At 44.6% G+C, this 22,885-nt stretch carries 22 protein-coding genes; 12 read left to right on the top strand and 10 right to left on the bottom strand.

Features of this window, described 5'->3' with window-relative positions:
• Positions 1 to 122 precede the first annotated feature (122 nt).
• Positions 123 to 2,204, bottom strand: a complete 2,082-nt coding sequence (locus ABH09_RS00830; protein WP_162662038.1) for a sodium-translocating pyrophosphatase — start codon at positions 2,202 to 2,204, stop codon at positions 123 to 125.
• A 357-nt stretch (positions 2,205 to 2,561) separates the two neighbouring features.
• Here ABH09_RS00830 and ABH09_RS00825 point away from each other — a divergent pair, with 357 nt between their 5' ends.
• The 10 genes from ABH09_RS00825 (at position 2,562) to ABH09_RS00785 (ending at position 12,637) form a co-directional block, all read left to right on the top strand.
• Positions 2,562 to 3,611, top strand: a complete 1,050-nt coding sequence (locus ABH09_RS00825; RefSeq protein ID WP_253714837.1) for an endonuclease/exonuclease/phosphatase family protein — start codon at positions 2,562 to 2,564, stop codon at positions 3,609 to 3,611.
• Positions 3,612 to 3,633: 22 nt separating this feature from the next.
• Positions 3,634 to 4,578, top strand: a complete 945-nt coding sequence (locus tag ABH09_RS00820; protein ID WP_253714836.1) for a helix-turn-helix transcriptional regulator — start codon at positions 3,634 to 3,636, stop codon at positions 4,576 to 4,578.
• Positions 4,579 to 4,831: 253 nt separating this feature from the next.
• Positions 4,832 to 4,966 (top strand): hypothetical protein, encoded by a 135-nt coding sequence (locus tag ABH09_RS12860; protein ID WP_256481807.1) that lies wholly within the window; start codon positions 4,832 to 4,834, stop codon positions 4,964 to 4,966.
• 16 nt (positions 4,967 to 4,982) lie between these two features.
• A complete protein-coding gene (locus ABH09_RS00815) occupies positions 4,983 to 5,711 on the top strand; it encodes a hypothetical protein (protein ID WP_253714835.1) in 729 nt (242 codons plus the stop codon).
• Positions 5,662 to 6,543 (top strand): hypothetical protein, encoded by an 882-nt coding sequence (locus tag ABH09_RS00810; RefSeq protein ID WP_253714834.1) that lies wholly within the window; start codon positions 5,662 to 5,664, stop codon positions 6,541 to 6,543. Before ABH09_RS00815 ends, ABH09_RS00810 begins: the two co-directional genes overlap by 50 nt.
• Before the next feature lie 53 nt (positions 6,544 to 6,596).
• Entirely contained in the window at positions 6,597 to 7,919 is a 1,323-nt protein-coding gene (locus tag ABH09_RS00805) for a PQQ-binding-like beta-propeller repeat protein (protein WP_253714833.1), read from the top strand.
• Positions 7,920 to 7,969: 50 nt separating this feature from the next.
• On the top strand, positions 7,970 to 9,277 hold the full coding sequence (locus ABH09_RS00800; RefSeq protein WP_253714832.1) for a PQQ-binding-like beta-propeller repeat protein: 1,308 nt from the start codon (positions 7,970 to 7,972) through the stop codon (positions 9,275 to 9,277).
• A gap of 25 nt (positions 9,278 to 9,302) precedes the next feature.
• Positions 9,303 to 10,064 carry a hypothetical protein gene (locus ABH09_RS00795; protein ID WP_253714831.1) on the top strand — a complete coding sequence of 254 codons (762 nt, stop codon included), beginning with the start codon at positions 9,303 to 9,305 and terminating at the stop codon, positions 10,062 to 10,064.
• Positions 10,065 to 10,074: 10 nt separating this feature from the next.
• Positions 10,075 to 10,794, top strand: coding sequence for a hypothetical protein (locus ABH09_RS00790; RefSeq protein ID WP_253714830.1), 720 nt, complete (start codon positions 10,075 to 10,077; stop codon positions 10,792 to 10,794).
• Positions 10,781 to 12,637, top strand: a complete 1,857-nt coding sequence (locus tag ABH09_RS00785) for a hypothetical protein (protein WP_253714829.1) — start codon at positions 10,781 to 10,783, stop codon at positions 12,635 to 12,637. The genes ABH09_RS00790 and ABH09_RS00785 overlap by 14 nt, the downstream gene beginning before the upstream one ends.
• Positions 12,638 to 12,710: 73 nt before the next feature.
• Here the strand turns inward: ABH09_RS00785 and ABH09_RS00780 are convergent, their stop codons facing one another.
• The 8 genes from ABH09_RS00780 to der all read right to left on the bottom strand — a co-directional run bounded on the left by ABH09_RS00780 (position 12,711) and on the right by der (position 20,380).
• Entirely contained in the window at positions 12,711 to 14,138 is a 1,428-nt protein-coding gene (locus tag ABH09_RS00780; protein ID WP_253715800.1) for a nicotinate phosphoribosyltransferase, read from the bottom strand.
• Between the two features lie 56 nt (positions 14,139 to 14,194).
• The gene (locus ABH09_RS00775) at positions 14,195 to 14,716 is read right to left on the bottom strand and encodes a hypothetical protein (protein ID WP_253714828.1); all 522 of its coding nucleotides are present in this window, start codon (positions 14,714 to 14,716) and stop codon (positions 14,195 to 14,197) included.
• 5 nt (positions 14,717 to 14,721) lie between these two features.
• Positions 14,722 to 15,057, bottom strand: coding sequence for a hypothetical protein (locus ABH09_RS00770; RefSeq protein ID WP_044015000.1), 336 nt, complete (start codon positions 15,055 to 15,057; stop codon positions 14,722 to 14,724).
• Positions 15,038 to 17,011 (bottom strand): FapA family protein, encoded by a 1,974-nt coding sequence (locus ABH09_RS00765; RefSeq protein ID WP_253714827.1) that lies wholly within the window; start codon positions 17,009 to 17,011, stop codon positions 15,038 to 15,040. The genes ABH09_RS00770 and ABH09_RS00765 overlap by 20 nt, the downstream gene beginning before the upstream one ends.
• Positions 17,012 to 17,021: 10 nt before the next feature.
• Positions 17,022 to 17,810 (bottom strand): RNA polymerase sigma factor WhiG, encoded by a 789-nt coding sequence (gene whiG / locus ABH09_RS00760; protein WP_253714826.1) that lies wholly within the window; start codon positions 17,808 to 17,810, stop codon positions 17,022 to 17,024.
• 20 nt (positions 17,811 to 17,830) lie between these two features.
• Positions 17,831 to 18,487, bottom strand: a complete 657-nt coding sequence (locus tag ABH09_RS00755) for a hypothetical protein (protein ID WP_162662029.1) — start codon at positions 18,485 to 18,487, stop codon at positions 17,831 to 17,833.
• 70 nt (positions 18,488 to 18,557) lie between these two features.
• The gene (locus tag ABH09_RS00750; RefSeq protein ID WP_253714825.1) at positions 18,558 to 18,923 is read right to left on the bottom strand and encodes a MerR family transcriptional regulator; all 366 of its coding nucleotides are present in this window, start codon (positions 18,921 to 18,923) and stop codon (positions 18,558 to 18,560) included.
• Complete coding sequence (der, locus tag ABH09_RS00745) at positions 18,899 to 20,380, bottom strand: ribosome biogenesis GTPase Der (RefSeq protein ID WP_253714824.1); 1,482 nt, start codon at positions 20,378 to 20,380, stop codon at positions 18,899 to 18,901. Before der ends, ABH09_RS00750 begins: the two co-directional genes overlap by 25 nt.
• Before the next feature lie 191 nt (positions 20,381 to 20,571).
• Between der and relB the strand changes: the two genes are divergently transcribed.
• Both relB and ABH09_RS00735 read left to right on the top strand, forming a co-directional pair.
• Positions 20,572 to 20,793, top strand: coding sequence for a type II toxin-antitoxin system RelB family antitoxin (relB, locus tag ABH09_RS00740; protein WP_162662027.1), 222 nt, complete (start codon positions 20,572 to 20,574; stop codon positions 20,791 to 20,793).
• A complete protein-coding gene (locus tag ABH09_RS00735) occupies positions 20,793 to 21,059 on the top strand; it encodes a type II toxin-antitoxin system RelE family toxin (RefSeq protein WP_162662026.1) in 267 nt (88 codons plus the stop codon). The genes relB and ABH09_RS00735 overlap by 1 nt, the downstream gene beginning before the upstream one ends.
• A gap of 61 nt (positions 21,060 to 21,120) precedes the next feature.
• Here the strand turns inward: ABH09_RS00735 and ptsP are convergent, their stop codons facing one another.
• Positions 21,121 to 22,878: a phosphoenolpyruvate--protein phosphotransferase gene (gene ptsP / locus ABH09_RS00730; RefSeq protein ID WP_253714823.1), complete on the bottom strand. Its 1,758-nt coding sequence runs from the start codon at positions 22,876 to 22,878 to the stop codon at positions 21,121 to 21,123.
• Between the last annotated feature and the right edge of the window lie 7 nt (positions 22,879 to 22,885).

Genomic DNA, 22,885 nt, shown 5'->3' with positions numbered 1-22,885 from the left:
GAAGAAGATTCAACAAATTATAAAAAAGCCGGTCTATGGACAACCATAAACCGGCTTTTTTTTGCCCTGCGGTTTACACCCATCGGAGCGTATTACCGCAAGTTCTATACAGAGGTCTTCTTTTATAAGCCCCAGAACGTTTTCAGCATCGGTGCGATAACCAATGAGACCATCGACATCAGCTTTATCAAAATATTGATCGAAGGACCGGCGGTATCTTTGAAGGGATCGCCAACCGTATCGCCGACAACGGCGGCCTTGTGCGCTTCGGAGCCTTTGCCTGCGCCGCTGCCCGATTCAATCATCTTCTTTGCGTTATCCCATGCGCCGCCCGAATTTGCCATAAAGATGGCGAGCACAACGCCGGAGCCGGTAACGCCGGTTAATAGCCCGATAAGCATCGCCGGGCCGCCGACAAAGCCGACTAAAATCGGTGTGATAATGGCAACAAGGCCGGGGATAACCATTTCGCGGATAGCGGCCTGCGTACTGATGTCTACGCAGCGCTTATAGTCCGGCTTTTCGGTGTGGTTCAAAATGCCGGGCTTATTTTTAAACTGACTGCGCACTTCTTCTATCATCTTGTACGCGGCTTTACCGACTGCGGACATCGCCATAGCGGAGAAGAGGAACGGCACCGCAACGCCCAGCAGGATACCGGTCAGAACGGGAATATTCGTAATATCGACAATATCGACGCCGGTATGTTCTTTAAATGAGGTAAAAAGGATGATAGCGGTTAATGCTGCGGAACCAATAGCAAAACCCTTCCCGATTGCAGCGGTAGTGTTTCCGACGGCGTCGAGGCTGTCGGTAATTTCACGTACTTCGCCCGGGAACTCCGCCATCTGAGCAAGGCCGCCTGCGTTATCCGCGATGGGGCCGTAAGCATCGACGGCAAGCTGGATGCCGAGCGTAACCAGCATACCGACTGCCGCAATACCGACACCGTAGAGGCCTGCCAAGCTGAAGCTGCCCCAGATTGCCGCTCCGATCAATACGATGGTCGGGAATGCACTGCGCATACCGACGCCGAGACCGGTAATAATCGTTGTTGCGGCGCCTGTTTCGCATGAATTCATAATCGAAACAACCGGCTTCTTGCCCGTACCGGTATAGTACTCGGTTAAAAGCCCGATAAGAACGCCGGAGGCGAGACCGGTAATCGTTGCACCGAAGATATGGTACATACCGGCGGTTCCATTAAAGGTTTCTTCGCCGATAAAGAACTTCAATACGATAAACAAGAAAACAGTTGCCAGGATTGCCGCGCCGAAGGTACCGGCGTTCAACGCTTTTTGGGGATCGCTTCCCGGTTTTGCACGTACAAATATCGTTCCGACTAAGGATGCAACAATACCCAAAACCGCAATCAAAAGCGGCAATACCATAAGCTTTAATTTAAGGGAATCGGAAGCGACGACGGTTAAACCGAGAATCATCGCTCCAATCAGCGAACCGACAAAGGATTCAAAGAGGTCTGCCCCCATACCTGCAACGTCGCCGACGTTATCACCGACGTTATCCGCAATAGTGGCAGGGTTGCGCGGGTCGTCTTCGGGAATGTTTTTTTCTACCTTACCGACCAAGTCTGCACCGACGTCCGCCGCTTTGGTAAAGATACCGCCGCCGACACGAGAGAAAAGCGCGACTGAGGAAGCGCCAAGCGAAAAGGCGGTTCCAAGCGGTAACGTTATATTATAAAAAGTCTTGATATCCGTTCCGTAAGTCAGGGTTCCTATAAGCATTACAATAAAAAATCCGAATAGCGCAAGACCGACAACGCTCATACCCATGACGCTGCCGCCGGAGAATGCAACCTTTAATGCCGGGGTAAGACCGCCGTTTTTTGCCGCCTGCGCCGTGCGCGCATTTGCCGCAGTTGCAACCTTCATGCCGATAAATCCTGCCAACAGGGATACTGCTGCGCCCAATACGAAAGTAAGCGCTTCCATTTTAAGCTCGCCTTTATTCCCGGCAGCCAAAAACAAAGCAACCGCTGCAATAAAAGGCACCAATGCCTTATATTCGCGGTTCAAAAAAGCCATTGCTCCTTCCGAGATATACCCGCTGATGCGCCGTAAGTCATCGTTTTCTACCGGCTGCCGGTTAATCCAGCGCGTTTTTGCAAAGGCATACAGCAATGCTGCAATGCTCCCCGCAAGAACAAGCACCAATACGGAATACACAAGATTAGTTATCATACTATTACTCCTCTCAATACTTTTCCCTCTTTTATAAAATTTTTTATAGAAGATTCTATTGGGCATCTCTAAAAACTCGGTTAGATTTTTAGAGATGCCCGACGAGTTTTAATTTAAGTCTTTATATCATAATGACTTAAATTAAAACATCGCAACTTAAATCTAAGGAGAACCTCCCAAAACTGAAGTTTTTAGAGGTTCTCTATTGCAATTTATAACTATTGCTTCTGTGACGTGTCCAAAGTACTTTTTATTGGAACTGATTTTCGTATTTTAATACATGAAATATGTTTTTTCAAGCCTGATTTTATAGCCATTTTGCGTCTCGTGCTCTATATAAGAGGCGGAGGTTAAGCCATGAAACTTAAACGATTGTTATTTCCGTTCTTTGCCTGCATTGCCGTGGGCGTTTTCTTTCTACAATGCACGCGGTGTACTCCCCTTACGGATAGGCAGTTTAATGAGCCTGTTACACTCGTTACGTATAACACGCAGACATTCTTTGACGCCGTAGAGGACGGTACCGAGTTTAAAGAATACAAAGGGAGTAAATCCCGATGGACAGCTCAGAAGTACAAAGCCCGCCTCGAACGGCTTAAAGGCACCATATTTGCAGCAGGAGAAAAGCTGACAGGGAAAAAAGACCGGTTGCCTGATATCGTGGTCTTGCAGGAGGTTGAAAGTAACCGCGTGATTGAGGACTTCTGTAAACAACTACCGAATGGAGAAAATTATCCCTATGCAGTATGCCCGCCGCATTCGGATAAAGGCGCCTTTACTACGGTGATTTTGAGTAAGTATCCTGTTGAACGCTATTTTGTACATCGCCTGCATACCGAAAAAAAGGTGTCGCTGCGTCCGCTAATTGAGGTGGTATTGAATACGGGGAGCAAAGATAAGCCGCAGTTATTAACCGTTTTTGCCGTGCATTGGAAATCAAAAACCGGTGGTTCCGACAGTGCAGTCGTCCGCGCTCAACAAGAAGCTCAGTTGATAAAAAAAATTCAAGAACACAGAGAAAGAAATCCGGATATCCCCTTTGTCGTATGCGGAGACTTTAATCAGACATTGGAAGAATTTAATCAGCTGTCTGATTTTCCGGTGTGTTGGAACGTATCGAGCTATAGAACAGAGAACGAAGCGGGCGTACAGCCGAACGGCAGCTATTACTTTAAAAATTCGTGGGAGAAAATCGATCATATTTTCTACGAGAGTGGTACGAGCGATTATGAGGTTTCAGAAAACGCTTCGGATACGGGACAGGCTTATATCGAACCGCTGCTGTTTTTTGTATTGTATGAACCGCCGCTGATTGAAGACGGTAAACCGGTCAGATACAATGTACTGACCGGCGAAGGGTATTCCGACCATTTACCGCTCGGTTTCCGCTTCGAAATACACGATTAAAAGAGAGGCACAACTGCCATCCGTGGCGGTAGAAAAACGGCAGGAATCAATCCCCTCGCACGAATCAGCTTGCGGATTGTCCGGGTACCGGTTATTTCCGGGTTGTCCGCAAGCAATTCATCCCGCGGTATTGGCATTGATAAAAACCATCGGCAAGGACTTTACGGTTCCGGTTTTAACCGGTATGCTATATGGAATACCGATCGGCAAGAGGAATGCTTCTATGCGCACCAAACAACCTATAGAAGAAATACGGCATTTTATCTATACCCAAACTCTCATAAAAAAATCCCGGCTTGTGGCTCTTATCATGCTACCCGTTACCGTTGCCGTCATTGTATTGCAGTATATTTCCGTTCTTCCGTCAGATAGGCTGATCAGATTATCCAATATTTTATGTGCGGTTATGCTCGGTTATATCGCAATCAAACCCCGCTTCATCATCCTGTATACGTTTCCGTGTTTGATTGCAGGATTGGTCAATATTTATCATGGCGGCAATTTGCTCGGACTTTCTTTATATCTGGCAGGATTACTCATTCTATTAAAAGCGAATTTCTTTAAAACATATATCCAATATAAGATTAGTGTGTTAGGCGGCAGCTTTGCAGCTGTTTTGATTACCCAGTGGTTTCGGCATGGGAGCACCGCTTTTATGCTTTCCTTGCTGCACATTGGGCTTGGTTTTTTTATGGCAGCTGCCCTGTTTGTCCTGTTTGCAGATGATTTAAAACACTATTATACACGAAAAACTCCCATCCACGTATCTTCGCTCCGGTTAACCGATCGGCAGCACCAATGCCTCTGCTTAGCGGCGGAGGGTATTACCTTCAGACAAATCGGCGACAAACTTTGTATTTCGGAATCGGTGATAAAAAAAGAAATGACCGAAATTTACAAAGCGCTGAACGTTGCGAATTATCATGCCTTTCTCATTTTTATACAGCAGCATGAATTAATTCAATAAGGTCATCAAGACAAACAGGTCAGACCGTTTTTTAAACAACCCCGAAAAAAGAGAACCGAAAGTTCTTTTTTTAAGAACTCCGGTTCTTTGCAGAATATCGACTTGACGGCAGAGAAAAGCTCCTTTACGCTTGAGTATAGAGAAGCGGAATACGCGTCGGTTCGGTTTTGGGACGGCGAGTGTTTATGTTATGAACAAGAACTTGTTCAAACCGCAGTTTGTAAACTGCACGTACGGATGCAAAGGAGTGATTATGCAAAGAAAAGTATTGTATCTTTTTATTCTGTCGGCTCTGCTTGTAGCAGCGTCCTGCAAAAATTCAGTGGACGGGACATCGCAGCTTTATGAACCGTTGAGCAGGGTAAAGCTGAGCGTTGGAATATTTTAGAAAAGAGAGGTTATAAATGAAAATAAAAGATTTTATACGTGCATTGGTTTTAGTTGTTGTTTTATGTTTTCCCTTTAGTTCATGCATACAAGTAACGGATATGAGTGAACATACGGCAGAGTTTTATGTTCTGAACATGACAGAAAGTCCGTTAACTGTTGAATTTATTTCTGAGAAAACAAAATCTGTCTTTAATAAATGTTCCATTAATGATATTCAGCCAATTGAAGAAAGCAATCCCATTTTGAACAAAAGTTTTCAAGATATTAGTAAACTTTACGCTGAGGGAAAAATCGGTTATGTATCTTCAAAGTTTGTTCCCGGAACCTACTTTCAAGATATTGATAATTTTTCTGAATCTGAGAATATTTATCCAATAGTTTTCAAAGACGGGAAAAAAATTACTATCAAAAATGGAAAAGCAGCATACATGGATTTGCGATATAATTCAAATCCTCGCAGTTTTTTTATGATCATAAAATCGAAATTAAAATTAAGGATTAATGCTGCTGATTATAAGAGTATTTTAAATGGCACCATGTATAATGATGAGTATAAAGATGCATTAACAACAATTTATTTTAACAGTACAGAACCGGAACGGGATGCAGTACTCAGGACATATTCACTAGGCTCAACTCCGAACACATCAATAAAAACCATCAGGCTTTTGGAAACGATTCCTTTACTTGTAGATGATAATTACGGTTATTTTGTTTTCCAGAAATATCAATGGTTGTGGTAAATATTTTGCCGGTTTTGATGAACGAGAGTTCAATAAATTGGGGTGGTGGCTCATTAATTTCATATTAGATAAGCACCCTGGACTAAGCCAATGGGTAAAGCCGGCATTACAAGCAACAACAGCGGCAGCAGAACAAACCACCTTAAATGAGTACTGCGAAATTCGGGATATGATACCGCAAAGCGATTTTATAAAGCAAAATGTTATAGAATCAAAACCGTATTCCTATCAGGTACAAACCGGCACGACCCGGCACTTGGGATGGGAAAGGGTAACAAACCGCTGGGGATGGAAGTATTGGGCGTTGCGTTGGCAGTATAGTCCTGTGTATAGCACATACATTGGATATAAGCATACGTCTAAACTACCTGAAAACATTCCGATAGGCTATATCGCCGGTACAAAAAACAATGTATTGAGTATAGCCGGAAGTACAGAAAAAGGTATACGTACAGTGCTGAACGTAACAGGAGGATTTTTTGCCGCTGCGGAAGGTATTCATATTGTAAAATGCGTGGGGATTGTCGGCTTATTTACGGGAAGTCCCCGCTATGCGGCAGCCTGTGTCAAGGCGCGTGAATATTGCTGGAACTTCGACAGCCGCGTAAATAACCTGCTCGGCTCATCCGAACACGACGGCCTTGTTGCAAAGGAAAGCCAGTATATCCCGAAGAGTGTACACGGGAAAATTGTAGGAGACCAAACGAGGGGTTATGAAACCTTTAACTACAATCATGCGGAAATTTTTAATTATAACGGTACCGGTATGCCGCCAAAACCAGTACATGACAAGATCAAAGGAATGATTGAACAAGGGAAAGAAATCCGGTAAGGCTTTTATTGCGGCAGCCTTTGCTGCCGCAACAGTTCAAAGGGAGCACACTTATGAAGAAATACTCACTTTTTATCTTATCAGCCTTATTGCTTACCGCATGTTCTTCCTGCGATTTGCTGTTCAATAACACTAAGCAGAAGGATGACGGAAAAGAACCTGCTTATACCCCCAATTATGCTTGGCAGCTAAAACTGGATGGAATGCAAATTCATTCTCAAGCATACACTGCAGACAACTATTTATACCTTCTTCAGAATATTGAAAGAGAAAAAGAGGATGGAGTACAGCTGATAAAAATAGATATGGAAACCGGCGCTTATGTATGGAAGGCAGATCAAATATTTGATGGACATCAATGGTACTCGTCAAATATCGTAAAAGCCGATAATAAGCTCTATTTTATGCGCAAAAATGGTATTATTTATTGTTATTCAGATATTGACGGTACACGATTAGCGCGGATACAGGTAGGAACGACGGAACAGGAAGCGCTTCACAATAGATGTAAGCTTGAAAAAATTGTAACGGATGGAACTGCACTATATTGGGGAAGTGCGGGAGACCCCGGGAGCATTAGCGCACATCTTTTAAAACTTGATTTAGATACAATCGATTACACACAAAACGGGGCAATACAAATCCGTGTTCCACGTAGTCTATATACCAAAGCTGATTGGCGCCAATGTATTTTTTGGGCAGCACCGATTATCGACAATGGTGTACTCTATTTTAATACCCTTAATCGCGACTATCCTGACGGCTACAGTACACTAGTAGCAATTGATTTACAAAGTGAAATGGTAAAATGGGAGAAAACGTTATCTGGTGTTGCCGGAACAACGCTTAATACGCTACTGGTACGAGATGATATTCTGTATGTTATCAATAGTTCTCTTTTACGCGTAAATAAGCATACCGGAGACATTTTAACCCGCTACGATAGCGAAGAAAATTCTACGGAACATCCGGCTACAACCCCTTCACCGTCTTTATGCGGTATTTGGTATGATGACGAGCGTCTTTATTATACCACTATCTGTTCAAGTGATGCACATTCACAAACAGGTATACCGGAAAAATTTATTTATTCACTTGTTTGCATTGATGCAAAAACGCTTAAATTCCTGTGGGGGTTCCATCCGGTAAGCGGAACAAGCAGTACGTATCCGGTAGTAAAGGATGGGAAAGCGTATATTGTAACCCATATAGACGGGTTGCGGGTATTCGATGCAAAGACAGGGAAGTTGTTAGGTGTGGATAAAAGTATCATCGCATGGGGGAACGAGGCAAATGTGCTGTATAAAGATTACTTCATCTTTTTTAACAAGAACTTTAAAACCAACCGCGCGACCCTGTGCGCAATACGGGTATAGGGGATTTGCGGCAGCCTTTGCTGCCGCAGTGTTTAAAGGAGAAAACTAACATGAAACGCAAAACTTTTCTTTTTGGTAAGCACAGTACCGGAATAAGCATTTTTTCTGCAACGACTATAATATTATTAATTCTGAGCAGTTCTTGCGATCTTCTATTTATGGGTGTAGAAAAGAAATATCCTCGCTATACTCCCAGTTATGCTTGGAAGCTCTGTTTGGAAAAGGTATGGGACACAAGCAATCCATACACTGAAGGGCGGTACCTGTATCTGCTAGAACGTGAAGATATGGAAACAATGTATCTGGTAAAACGCGATATGGAAACGGGAATCGATGAATGGACAGGGAATAAGATATATATCGGTGACGGCAAAAACTCTTCAAACATTGTAAAAATCGGAGATACTCTTTATATTATGCGCTTTGAAAGCGGGCTGTTGTATTGTTACTCAGATACGGACGGAAAATTATCGGCGTTAGTACAAATAGGATCGACAAAAGAAGAAATATCCCGTAACCGTAGCCTATCCAATACGATCATGACGGATGGTAGAGCGCTCTATTGGGGTACAAACGACCTGTTAAAACTTGATGTAATGGCAATCGACTATACACAAGGGTACGCTATACAAATCCGTCCTCCCTCTCCGATGCATCTTAATGCTCATTGGAATGGGGGCGAATTAGTATCCGACCAGCTTATCGAAGATAATATTCTGTACCTGCTGACATGCAATCGAGAGTATCCAAACGGTTACGGGGTTGTCGTTGCCATCGATTTGCAAACCGAAACGATTAAATGGGAAAAACAGCTGGATAATATAGAGGGATACTCCGATAGTAAATTGTGCATCAGGGACGATGTATTATATGTGTTAACCAATTCCTTTATACGTATAGATAAAAGGGACGGCTCAATACTTAATCGGTATGACGGAGAAATAGCGCCTCCTTCAATAGGGAATCTTGCTGAGTCAACTGTTTCACTGCATAAAGTTCGATATGATAATGAACGTCTGTATTACATTACCGTGCGGTCTACGCGAGGACGCATAGGATGGCAACGCGACTATTCACTGATGTGCATCGACGCCGTAACATTAAAATTTTTATGGAGTGCGCCGTTAGAATACGGTTCATATCGTACTCCTTTGATCGTTGCGAACGGAAAAATATACATAATAACATACGGCAACGGCCTATTGGTATTCGATGCAAAAACAGGAAAACTTCTGGGCATCGATAAAACGGTTTCAGGTTGGGCTAACGGTATAAACGTCTTGTATAAAAATCACTATATCTTCTTTAATAGGAACCTTGACGACAAATACGCAACTATTTCCGCTATGCGGGTATAAATCCTATACACAAGGAGGATAAAATATGAAAAAAGATGTATTTCTATGCACTATATTCTGTATAGCTCTTACGGCTTATCCGCAAGGGCTGCTTCAAGCAGACGAAAATAAAGCGGTTCAAAGCAATACCGTTGCCCAAGAAACAACGGTAGGGGCAGAGACCTTATCGGAAATTTCCCCTGCTAAAATAGCCGAAGTACAGGGGGCAATGGCAGAAATTCGGATTGATGACCTGATTAAGGATGGACTTTTTAAAAACAAAGCGCTCATCAATCAGCAAGCCTTGCTGCTGCCCGAAGGACGGCGGCTTGATATACAAGGACAATACAGACTGGGGTATGTGAAACCGCTCCTATTTAATTGTTTACTCGGCTTTGGTATCGGTAACTTTATCAATAAAGATAGAGTCGGCGGAATAACACATATGGTAATAGACAGCCTTGCAGTCGGCACCATAGTTACTGCCGGCTCTATTTATTTAGGAGGGGGGCTTATGTACGTTCTTTTATTACCGGCTCTACTATTAGGACAAGACGACAAACAAGTAGCGGACACATTCTCATCAATTGATAAGACAATGAAAATCTCCAAAATAATCGTTCAAACAGGATTCGGCGTCTTTCTGGCAAACAAACTTGCTTCCATTATCAGCGTAAGTGTGCATACGGCAAAATACAATAGAACGCTTAAAGAAGCACTGACTCCGGCAAAAGCGGAAGTGTCTATTCATACCGTACCTATCATCGCCCCCAACCAATTCGGCTTAGCGTTGAGTATCAATTATTGAGGAGGTTCCCATGTATATAAAATCTAGAGGTTCGTCTTGGCTTTTATTGCTATGTGCCCTATTGCCCATAAACAGCGGTTGTAAAAATCTCCATACGGCGGAAACTACCAACAGAAACGCAAAACTTTCTGTAAGAGCGATCATTCAATCCGAAAAAAACGAAGAAAGTCTGATAAAAGTTTTTGTAGAAAACAAGGATGGGAATGCCGTAACAGCTGCTTCGGTTATCTGTATCGACAAAAACAATCGTGCGTACTTTTTGGAATTCGATGCAGCAAAATATTATTATTGGATACAAGCCGTATTACCGGATAACGGAGATATTAGAATACGAGTACATACCAATGCTGCAACCGATACACTGACGCTCACCGTACCGCATCATAAATTATCTAAAGCTCCACCGATTACCGTGTTTCAAGATGAGTCCGGAAAATCCGTACTGAAAGGAGAGGCCATCTCTTCACAAAAGACAATTCAAATTGCGTGGGAACCTTTGGGCGCAGAATGTGTATATACGGTAGAAATTAAAACAGCACTCAGCAACGTGTATAGCTGCTCGTCAACGGCAGCCCAGCTTACCATTCCTGCGCATACTTTAACTGCGCATAAACAATACCGAATTATTATCACTGCGCAAAGAATCGCAGGAGATCCTCTCTTGGAAAAAGCTTTTTATTATTCAGTATCGTCTCGCCGGACGGAAGGACTACAATTTGAAACCGAATAAAATCTTTTTTATATTTCTATTCGTTTCATTGTTAAGCTGTCAGCACAATAGTATCCAACCTAAAGATTTTACTATTGTGTCTCCCATTGCTGGGAATGTCTACTATGACGATATTCCAGCTACCTGTGCTATCGACAAAAATATTACTTCCGTTTCTTGGAGTTCTTCACTCGATGGGAATCTTGGCACGGGGGCTCAAATATCCTGCCGCCTTTCTGCCGGCATGCATATTATTACTGCCCGTGATGTACACCGGGGCGCCAGTGTTTCCGTATCGATTACCGTAACGGAACGAAATAATATCGAAAAAAACGGAACAAGATTTTTGCTGCCATATCTCCCGTATACCTGTGTTATAAAAAATAATCAATATAAACCGTATATCGTATCCTTGGACGGATCGGCATCGGAGCTAACCTGTATAACAGAGCTGTTGCCTAAAGCGCGTTATAGTAATAACGTAGATAACAACATCACTGCGAAAGCAAATGGCCTAAATAACAACGAAGATGACTTAAGCGATGTCGAAGATGAGTTAAAGTTATTTCGTTGTACCGGTTCCGGTGATATGCAAAAACTTCAAGTCGTTTCTCCTCCTCGGATATTCAAACGGAATACTGTTTCTCCTTTACAGGACGAAAATGAAAGAAACTTTCTTATTGTTAATACAGCGTTTCAATCGGGACAACCGCATAACATACTTTTTAAACGCTATTATACCTCAGATACCATAACGGTGTGGCTCCCAAAAGAATATGCAGCCGATACCGCCGCCATTGATGCCTGTATAGCGGAATTTGAAAACACAATTTATATCCGAGTAGCTGAGATTTGGGGAACGGCTGCGGATATTGACCATAATCAGAAATTTACGATTGTCTTTTCTCCTACGATAAATAATGAAAAAAGGGCGCTTGGCTTTTTTAATCCTGCCGATTTTTTTAAACGAAATAACGATACGAGCTCCGAAAATTATAATCCTGCCAGTAACGAAGGTGATATTATTTATGCAGCTATGCCGTCTTCAATACCGAACGATCAGTATTTTTACAAATCGATTGCCGCGACAATCGGACATGAGTTAACCCATGCAGTAACGTTTACGAAAAAGACCTATAACCGGATTAAAGCAGGAGATACTCAAGCAAAACGCGCTGATATATTTCTTGATGAAGGTATCAGTCATCTTTCAGAAAACTTGATTGGGTATGGTATCAGCGGGGGCAATATCAAATTTTTTCATGTCTTTCTTTCCAATACGCTAGGATATTCTTTTTGCAAGAACAGCGCAGCCGGCTTAGATGATTCGGTAGGACAGCGAGGAGCTATGACACTGTTTTTATCATGGTGTTTTTGGCAAAAGGGAGGTATGACGTGGGATAGCCAAAATTCTGTCCATGTTAAAGATGCCGGCGGCATAGCATTTTTGCAAAAACTTATCAGCTCTCCCTATACCGGCTGGGAAGCAATCGGCGAAGCATTCGGTACGCCGACTGATACGCTCTTTTTGCAAATGCTAAGCGATTTGCGGCGAAAATGTCCTGCAACCGGTTTTTTGCCGTACAAACAAGACCCGCTAACCGACGAAGCTGTTGAGTTTTTACCTTGTATGGGAAAGATTAGCGGTGTAGTAGACCGGCACGGTAATGCGCTCATAATCGGTTTGCCGCATCCTCTATTAAACCGCAATGGGACCATCGATCGTTTATTACCGTATAGCTTTGTTTTTTACCGCGCCGAAGATTTTTACTTTGATGAAGTTCCTTTCGGAAATCCGATAAGCTGTACCTTTACTGGAACCGAGATTCTCGGTCGCGTGTTTTTTTGCATAACAAAAAAATGAGGCAGAATCAACACCCCCGACGCTCTAGGTCGGAGATGTTGATCTTATAAGATGGTTGCAGACGATACGGTTTTTATCCACGGCGCAGGGAATGCAGCAGCTTCTGCTTCATTGCAAAGAGCGTCTTTGTAAGCGACACCTTGTAGATGTGCGGGTTGAGCAGACGGCGGGAAGTCGGATGTAAACATTCCAGCTGCCGGCTTGCCCGCTGATGTAGCTCTTGAAGTGTTTCCTTTTTACCGGTGTAGACGCCGTCGGTAATTTTTAGGTGGAGTAATTGTTCCGCCTTTGCCGCTTTAAACGAAAAGCTTTGATAATCGTTCAACGGGTGATAGTAGGTGTTCATTGCTTCGGCATCGAGCGTTTCATCATACAAACCGATAATATCGGCTTTAAAAAAACCGTCGCTGTCGTAGAGCCGCCACACCTGCTTAATACCCGGATTGGTAATCTTTGCAGGATTATCCGACAGCTTCATAACCGGCAGCCACGTTCCGTCATCGGATTGACGCGCAGCAAGTTTGTATACACCGGTAAACGAAGCCTCTTGCCCGCCGGTTACCATGTGAGTGCCGACACCCCACGAGTCAATCGGGGCTTTATTCAAAATGAGCGATTCGATAATTTCTTCGGTTAGTTCGTTGGAAATGGAGATTTTGGCTTCGGGTAAACCGGCGGCGTCGAGCCGTTTCCGTACTTCGGTACTTAAATACTGCATATCCCCTGAATCGAGTCTGACGCCGAAGTTTTTCCCTTGCGCTTGCAATTTTTTTCCGACTTTTATTGCCGCCTCGATGCCGGAACCAAGCGTATTGTAGGTGTCGATAAGGAATACCGACTTATCGGGATAGATGGCGGCGTATTGTTCAAACGCCTCTTCTTCAGTGGGGAAAGACATCACCCATGCGTGAGCCATAGTACCCATCACCGGTACGCCGTAAAGCTTTCCGCCGAGTGTATTGCTGGTACCGGCCGCCCCGCCGATAATAGCCGCACGGGTAGCGCTCATCGCGCCGTCCGGCCCCTGCGCACGCCGCAAGCCGAATTCCATAATGGAGGATTTCCCCGACGCAAGCCAGATGCGGGCGGTCTTTGTTGCAATCAAACTTTGAAAGTTGATAGTATTGAGGATAAGCCCTTCGAGAAGCAATGCTTCGATAATCGGCGCTTCGATACGCAGTACCGGCTCGCTGGGAAATATAAGGCTTCCTTCATCCATTGCCCATACCGAACCTGAAAAGCGGAAATCCTTGAGATAGCTAAGAAAGTCATCATCAAAAAGATGGAGAGTCGCAAGGTAGGCTATATCGGAGTCATCAAAGTGAAAGGCTTGAATCGCTTCGAGCAACGGCTCAAGACCTGCAAGGACCGCGTACCCTCCTCTAAACGGATTGCGCCTAAAAAACATATCAAAGACACACGGCCGATTGTTTTGGCGTTTAAAATAACCTTGAGCCATTGTCAGCTCATAGAGATCCGAAAAAAGTGCACTGGTAATCATCATCACTCCTATAATTGTTTTGCCCGATAGTTTTGAGATCTATTTTCGTACCTCACCTATCCTCCTATAGAGAGAATAAGTGCAATTTCACCAAGAGGGAGATCTACTTTTTCGGCAATAAAGTCGATCGAGAATCCTTGTCGTGCCAGTTCGACAACTTGTTCCCGAGGATTCAAAAGAGGCGAGACTTTTGCCGCAGCTTCGGGGATGCCGATAGGTTTTTTATAAATCATCACGGTATTTTTTTTCGTATCGACTGCCGGTTCAGTATCTTCTTGCTGCAAAGTCCGACGGGAGCCAAGAAAATCTTTTTGCATTCGCCATTTTTCATGCTCCTGCTCGACAAGCGCGATATGTTTGTCCGTGTCGGCAAGGAGCTTCTCTATCTGCTGAATTTTATCTTCAAGTACCGTTACCGCATGATCCGATTCATGTTCAATATCGATAATAAGCCGATTTACTTCTTCCCGAATACGGTCGCGGTATGCATTTTGCGAAAAGTTATGTGATGTCTTTCGATAAAAAACAATCATTAAAATAATATTAATACAGAGCAGTATGAGGGAAGCAATAAGCATAGGAATTATCCTGAAATATCGATTTTTTTTCCAAGCAAGGGATCTTGAATATAATATGATTTTTCGTCTGTAAGAGGCGTTTCATTTTTTTGCTGTTGAGGAGTATTGTTAAATGCCCCTCCTGAAGAACCGTTTGAACCGTCTTTATTTATCGCCGTTTTTTCAGCTCCTGTAGCCTCGGTTTTCTGTACCGTTTGCTGGCGCCGCGCGGCATCTTCTTTGTTAGCTTGCTGACTGTTTTCGAATTCTGCAGCAAACGTCTGCCGTGCGTCTCCTTGAAGCTTTCCGACCTTATCAAGTTGAGTATAAAGTGTCTGTAGATCAATCGGTTGAATACCCACTGGGCGTCCTCTTTACGTCATCATCATTGGTATAGTCCTCATAAGGGCCATACCGCACGAGACCGTTTTGCAAAAAGAATGTCGTTGCCTTGCAATCAACCCGTACATCTTCGATAATATCTTTAATAACAATCCGAACACCGGTATAAATATTACCTGAAACAGAAACCCGTCCATCCGTTTTTAGCGCAGCAAGATAATCTCGTATCCGTTCTATTTCGTTTCGCAGCTCCTTAATTTCCGTTTCGTTAATATAGCGTAACTCTTTTTTCTTTTTAAGCAATGCTTCTTTCTCTTCGGAGAGCTCTTTGAGAATCTTTTTTTGTCCTTCAAGCGATTTTAAATCCAACTTCAACGCAGCAAGCGCTTTCTCGGAAGCAAGCAGATTTTTCTCTAGTATGACAAGTCGCTCCTTGCTGCGTGGATCGAAGCCGACACTGATAACCGTATCAGAACCACCTGCAGGGCTACCGAGATTTCGAGCATACACCCCCTCGCACGCGGTTACTTGACTACCGATGATATCAGCACGCTTTCCACGGCAAATAACTTTATGATTAGCAATAATTTTTGAATTTAAGATACCGTCCGATACGATAACCATATCTCCCGCTTCTACCAATTCGATATTCTGAATAAATTTAGACCATATCGACTTACCCGCACGGATATGCCCACCTTCTTTCCCGGCAATACCTTGACTGACGACGATATCACCTTCTGCATCCAACGATGCCTTTCCGACAGTACCTTTTACTTCGATATTACCCGCAGCCTTAATAGAGAAGCCGTCATCAACATTTCCCTTAACAAATACCGTACCAAGGAATACGATATTCCCGGTCTTGATCGACACATTACCTTCGATCGTCATAATCGGCTCGACATTGATCTTGTTTTTTATCAGCAAAACTTGACCTTTCGTCTCGGCAACAACCGTCAGATTATCCTCGGCTAATCGAGTATTTTTTCCCAATGGGATAGCTATATCTTTACCGGATGCAGCGGGTAGGTATTTTCCGGTAACGGTTTTTCCGCTTTTCCCTTCTTCAGCAGGAACCTTTTGGGCAAGCGGCTGCCCTTCAATGACATTTTGAATAAGATTGAGCTCTTTAAAATTAATCTGCCCGCTCTTGTTTTCTTTTAGGCGCAGCTGCGTATTATCGGTTTCAAAATTGAAAAGGATCTTAGCATCGGCGCCTTTTTGCGGCGGCGTTCCTTCTGCGATTAAATAATTTTCACGATATACGGGACTATCTTGGAATTGTTTAACTCTTTTTTCATTAACACCTGAAATGACACGATTATTTGATAAGAAGGTGATAATCATATCTGCCGACACATCGGCGCCGCCGGGCATCGGTGGAGACACAAAAAGATATGCTTTCATCTCGTCATCGCTGATTTCAACGGACATCAGTGCATCGTTACCGGGCACATATTCATAATGTCCTATTCTGACATATTCATCCGCACAGGCTTTAACAATCGGTTTTAAAATTTCATCCGGCGGGACAGCCACATTTCTATCGCGTATTCGTTCCACGACATCGGCAAGCGCTACTTTTCTGCCGTTACCGATGGGTGGCGTAACTTTCAGGAATACACCGTCGGGCGCGCAGAATACATACGCAGCTCCGTCCCTATCCATATTTTCTTCCGGTAATTCTTCCGTACTGAGGCCAGCAGCGACCTCCGCATGAACATTAGGTTTACGCACTTTGTGTGCTTCGTAAGCACGAATTTTCCATTCTTTGGGGTTTAAGACAAAAAAACCTGAAGCCCCTTTTTGTAAAATTTCATAGTCGATAAGGGAGCGGCGTAAACCGAGCTCGACGGCAGCATTGTCAATTGCTTCTTCGAGGGTTTGCCCTGTAACTTCAACAAAAAAACGGGAGGAATCCTTTTCGTACTGTTCCTTCATCTGCTCCCGAATTTGTTCAAAATGTATCATAGCAACGCTCCTAACGGATACCCTTACGAATATTGCTCAATTTTGCTTTAAGTTTTAGGTTTGCACTGGTATGAATCTGAGACACCCTCGATTCGGTTACCTCTAATACTTTCCCAATCTCCCGTAATGTCATATCCTCATAATAATACATGATTAATACTTTTTTTTCTCTATCGGGAAGTTCGTTAATTGCATCCACGATAATTCGCTTCATTTCTTCTCGTTCTACAATGACATCGGGATTAAGCGAAGCCGGCGCTTCAATACTGTCTACAACAGGCGTCTGTTCGGAATCATCCGCCCCAAACCGTAAATCGGTAAGGGAGATGATACTGGTACCTGAAATTTTTAATAAAACTTGATGGAATTCTTCGACACTCATGCTAAGTGCTTCGGCAATTTCCGAATCGGTCGCACCGTGCCCTAACCGAGCTTCCAAATCCGCTATTACTTCCTCAATTTCACGGGATTGCTGACGTACCGAACGAGGAACCCAATCAATTGAGCGTAATTCATCAAAAATAGCGCCGCGGATCCGCGTCACTGCATAAGTATTAAATTTCACATTCTTTTCGGGATCATATTTATCGATAGCATCCAGCAGACCAAATACGCCGTACCCGACTAAATCATCAAACTCAACATTATTCGGCATACCAACGGCAACCTTACCGGCAACGTATTTTACAAGAGGTGCGTATTTTATAATAAAAAACTCACGAAGCTGTGGGTCTTGTGTATGTTTATACTCAAGCCAAAGCTCATCTTCCGGTCTCGTGTCTAAACTGATATTTCCCATACTATATCAACATCCACCCTCTAATCCTCAGTTGCTAAAACGGTTCTAATTGCCTGAGCCATTACTTTACTATCAGTACCACCGGTCTGAATACCGGTCATAGAAAAGCCGCTACTATCCGGTTGTACACTATCATCGATATTTTCATCAAAATCATCATCTATAAATGAGCCCATATTAGGTAAATCCGATAAGCCACCATCGCCTTCAGAGCTATCGCTAAAAGAAAGAGGGGAAGAATCGGAATCTACAGGCGTTTCATATATAGTATCGTTATCTGAAGAGCCCGTAGCAGAATCATCAGAAAACGCCTCCGAGCTTTGAGACTCTGCCTGCGCTCCCGCTGTGGCGCTCGGTGTTGCAGAAGTTTCCATATTACCTCCTGCTGTTGCAGGAGCTACTGCCGTCAAGTCGTCATCAAGGGTAATATTAATATTTGATCCGGAAGAGCTATCTGCCGTTTCAGCGATATCCGATAAAACAGGAGGTGCAAAAAGGTCGGGGATAAATCGCTTTAAAAGAATCCGTGCACAGAACACAAAGCTTCCGGCTCCTACACCGGCAATAAGCCCTCTTCCCAAAATATGTAAGAATCGAACCCCACTTATCAGTCCGATAAGCATAGATAAAACACATGTTGTACCGGCAATGATTAAGGGAGCTTTTAGCTTCAACACGGACAAACCTCCACTTCAATAGCTTATGCGAATTTCTATCTCTCGTCAAGGCATTGCCTGGACTTGCTTGTTAATCTTCAGATATCGGCTTAAACACATTTTTACTTCCTTGCAAAAGTCGATACATATCGAGTAATTCGCTGCGGATACCGGAAAGCTCCGTAATCCGGCTGCTCCCGCCCTTGTCGGAAAGATCGGAGAGGAGCTGCTGGCCTGCACCTTCAAGCGTAAACTTTCGCACCTCAATCAGATACTTCATACGGAAGATTAAATCGAGGTGATGATCGGTATACAGCCGCCTGCCCTGCTCATCCTTTTGCGGACGCAAAAAGGGCTGCGTTTGTTCCCAGTAGCGGAGAACATGCGCCTTGATACCGGTTATCTTTTCAACTTCGCCGATGGAAAAGCCTGTCACGGTTTTACCCGGTCTTCCCATTTTACCCGGCTGCCCTTTACCCGTACTAAAAAGGGGATTGAGCTAAAGCCGAGATCTTTCCGTATCCGATTGGTGATGTACCGGAGATAGGATTCCGAGACAAGGTCGGGTTTATTTGCAAAGATTAAAAACTCAACCGGCCGTGCAGAGGTTTGCACCATATACTTGATCGTAAAAGAATTACGCTGCCCGTGCGGAGGAGGCACCGCCTCAAGCCAGTCCTTGAGCGCGAGGTTGAGCGCGGATGTTTCTACCTTTTTTGTCAGTTGATCGAATAGTTCCAGCGCGGTGTTGAGCAGGTCGGGAATGCCGCTCCCTTTCTGTGCGGAAACGGGGACAATCGGCGCATATTCCATCTTGCCGAACATAATTTTAATATGCTGCTCCGCATCGCGGAATTTTTTTTCGCCTTTCACCAAATCCCATTTATTCAACACAAAGATAACGCCCAGTCCCCGCTTGGTCGCCTGCACGATGATCTTTTTATCCTGTTCGGTCAGTCCTTCTTCCGCATCGATCAGGTGAAACACAATGTCGGCATGTTCCAAGCTCTTCATTGCGCGGACAACCGAGTAATACTCGATATCCTCTTTTACCTTTGTTTTGCGCCTGATGCCGGCGGTGTCCTGAATAATAAACTGTCTGTCTTTATAGAAAAACTCTCCTTCCACCACATCGCGCGTTGTACCGGCAATCTCCGACACAATCGATGCGGAAGTCTTAGTTAGGTAGTTGCTGAGTGTGGACTTGCCGGTGTTGGGCTTGCCGATAAGTGCAATGCGGATTGCAGTATCGGCGGGCGCTTCGCATACACGCGAAAAGTCCAAGCCCTTGGTTATCTCTTCGGCAAGCGGCATGATGTTATCCCCATGTTCGGCACTGATACATAAGAGTGTCGGAAAGCCGAAGCTGAGGTAGTTATAGGCTTCCGCTTCGCCGCGCCCGCCTTCGGTTTTATTCACCGCAGTGATGAGCTTACCCCAATAGGGACGCAGAAAGCGGATAAACTCTTCGTCTTCCGCAGTGGGTGCAGAGGCCTCTAATAATAGAAGAATTTTATCGGCACGGCGGAGCGCTTCCTGCGTTTTTTCTATAACCAGCTCATCCATCTGGTCTTCTTTTTCGTCGCCGCTGCGGGTCAGCTTAAAACCGCCCGTGTCCATCAGCCGTACCGGTTTCCCGTTGATAATTGCCTGTGCCTCGATGGGGTCGCGGGTTACGCCGGGCGTCGGATCGGTAATGGCGCGGCGCTTCCGCAAAAAGCGATTGAACAGGGTAGATTTCCCGACATTCGGACGCCCTGCTATCACCACAAGCGGCGTGTTCTCATATTTTTTGCGGTAGTCGAATTCCGCACCCGCAGCTTCTATGTTCGCATCCGTATCACTATACACGGCCGTATCTGTACCGAATGCCTCATCGTCTCTGGCGACATCTATCCTGTGATTTTTGCTCATTATATTTCCTTACACACTTACCGGATTGCAATTATAGAAAATTACCGCAGCTCTCTCAAGCACCCATCAGGATGTTCGAGGTTGTCCAAAACTTGCTTTCAAAAATTGACCTCCTTGCTGATACCTACTGTCAAAAATATTGACAAATTGAATCAATATAGTACAATATCCTACGTTGAGGAGGTGATAGTATGGCGTTTTCAATACGGTTGACAGAAGCAGAAAGAGCTATTGCGAATAGCTATGCAAAACTGCATTCGGTATCATTGGGAGAAGCTTTTAAGAATGCATTGTTTGAAAAAATTGAAGATGAATATGATATTACTGTTGCTGCGGAGGCATATCAAGAATATGTGAGTACCGGGAAAAAAAGCCGTCCATTTTCTGAACTCAAGAAAGAGTTAGGTTTGTAATGTACAGGGTTGAAACGACTGCCCGATTTGATAAAGAATTTAAAAAACTGGATAAATATACGCAACGCATGATAGCTGCATGGATTGATAAGAACCTTGAAGGCTCGGAAAATCCGCGCGTACATGGCAAAGGACTCACAGCAAATAGAAGCGGACAGTGGCGATACAGAATAGGAGATTATCGGCTGATATGTGCGATACAAGACAATGAACTTGTTATTCTTGCTCTAACTGTCGGCCATAGAAGGACGGTTTACGATCAGTAGTCTCTTGTAAATACGCTGCACCCTCACGGTTCTACCAAGCCTGTCTATTTACCGTGCTGCCCTACAGCGGAAAGCGCTTCATTGTTTCGCGACGGATTTCTTCAGCGGTATCCAGCCGGCTGACAGCTTCGCAGAGAGCCTCCGCATCGGAAATCCGGATAGATTCAATCCGCTGCGCAATCTCAGGGATTTTTTGCGCTGCCATGCTGAACCGCCGCAAGCCCATCCCAAGTAAGAGCGGAATTGCCTCCGCATTAGAAGCCATCTCTCCGCACATGGACACAAATCCGCCGCGCGAATCACCGGTGCGGTGCAGAAGCGGTTCCGCCTTGATAACGTGCCGGATAAGCCGCAGCACTGCGGGCTGAAAACAGTCGGCTAAATGCGCAATGGTTTGATTTTCCCGATCCGCTGCCATCGTGTATTGAATAAGATCGTTGGTGCCGATAGAAAAGAAGTCAACGGCCGGTGCATACAAGTCGGCAGAGATTGCGGCGGAAGGAACTTCGATCATAATGCCCACCGGAATATCTTTCTTATACGGTATCCGATTCTGTTCACACTCCTGCTCAATCTCTTTGATTAAATTCCGCACCGCGGTGATTTCTTTTTTACAGGATATCATCGGAAGAAGAATATGCAGATTGCCGGCACAACCTGCCCGTAACAGCGCCCTCAGCTGCGGCTTAAAAATTTCGGGACGATCTAGACAATACCGGATTCCTCGCCAACCGAGCAGCGCATTTCGCTCCAAAAGATTTTCCTGCTCTTTCAGCATCTTGTCGGCGCCGGCATCAAAGGTGCGGATCAGCACCGGCTTTGAGCCCATTCGTTCCAAAACGGTACGGTATGCTGTGTACTGATGCTCTTCATCGGGAATATCTTGAGTTCCTAAAAACAAGAACTCAGACCGAAAGAGCCCGATTCCGGCGGCGTTCTGCACGAACGGCAGTTCTGATTCCTCTGTAAGTGCGATGTTTGCGCTCAAATGAACGGGAATACCGTCTTGCGTATACACTTGCGTATAATCCTGCTCTTCTCCGGGTGCTTCAATCTGGCCGCTGCCGACGGCTTCCATTTGTGCAATAGTTTTCGCATTAGGTTCCAAAGTCAACGTCCCATTCGTAGCATCCAGCACGGCATACATTCCGCTCTTTGCCGAATCCATAAGTCCCTGAACGGCAATCAGCGTCGGAATATTCCACGCTCGTGCCATAATCGCAATATGACTGGTCGCGCCCCCTTCTTCCATAATAATTCCACAGGGTGCAAGTTTTTTTATTTCGAGCGCTTCGGATGGCTTGAACGCCCGCGCCGCAAGCAAAGAGTCAGGCAATACCCCTACAAACCGAGAGGGAGTCTGCTTATGTTGGGGATTTAAATAAGAAAAAACCGGTTCATATGCATCCTGAATATCGACCGCCCGTTCGCACAGATAGCTGTCACCCGAGGCGGTTAGCATGGCTATAACTTCATCCAATTTCCGTTTGAGTACCGATTCGGCATTCATCAGCGAAGTTTCAATTTCTGCATAAATTGCACGGATAAACTCTTCGTCAGCGAGCATTGCCTGATGGGTTTCCAAAATAGTCTGCTCGGGGGATTTAGTGTCAGCATCTGCCGTCCGGTATTCGATAAGCGCCTGCCTCAGCTCCTCTTGGGCAGCTTGCACCGCAGTGCGCAACCGCTCTTGTTCGGATTTAATATTTTGTGCAGTAATTGTGTAAACAGGCGCCGTTTGTACGGCTTTTTCGGGGATGCACACAATCCGCCCCACAACAAGCCCACCACAGACAGGTAAACCGGTAAATTTTTTCATAAAAGTA

Origin of the sequence: Treponema sp. OMZ 803, from assembly GCF_024181165.1 — a bacterium.
Lineage (GTDB): Bacteria > Spirochaetota > Spirochaetia > Treponematales > Treponemataceae > Treponema.
This window is presented reverse-complemented; position numbering and strand designations above follow the sequence as displayed.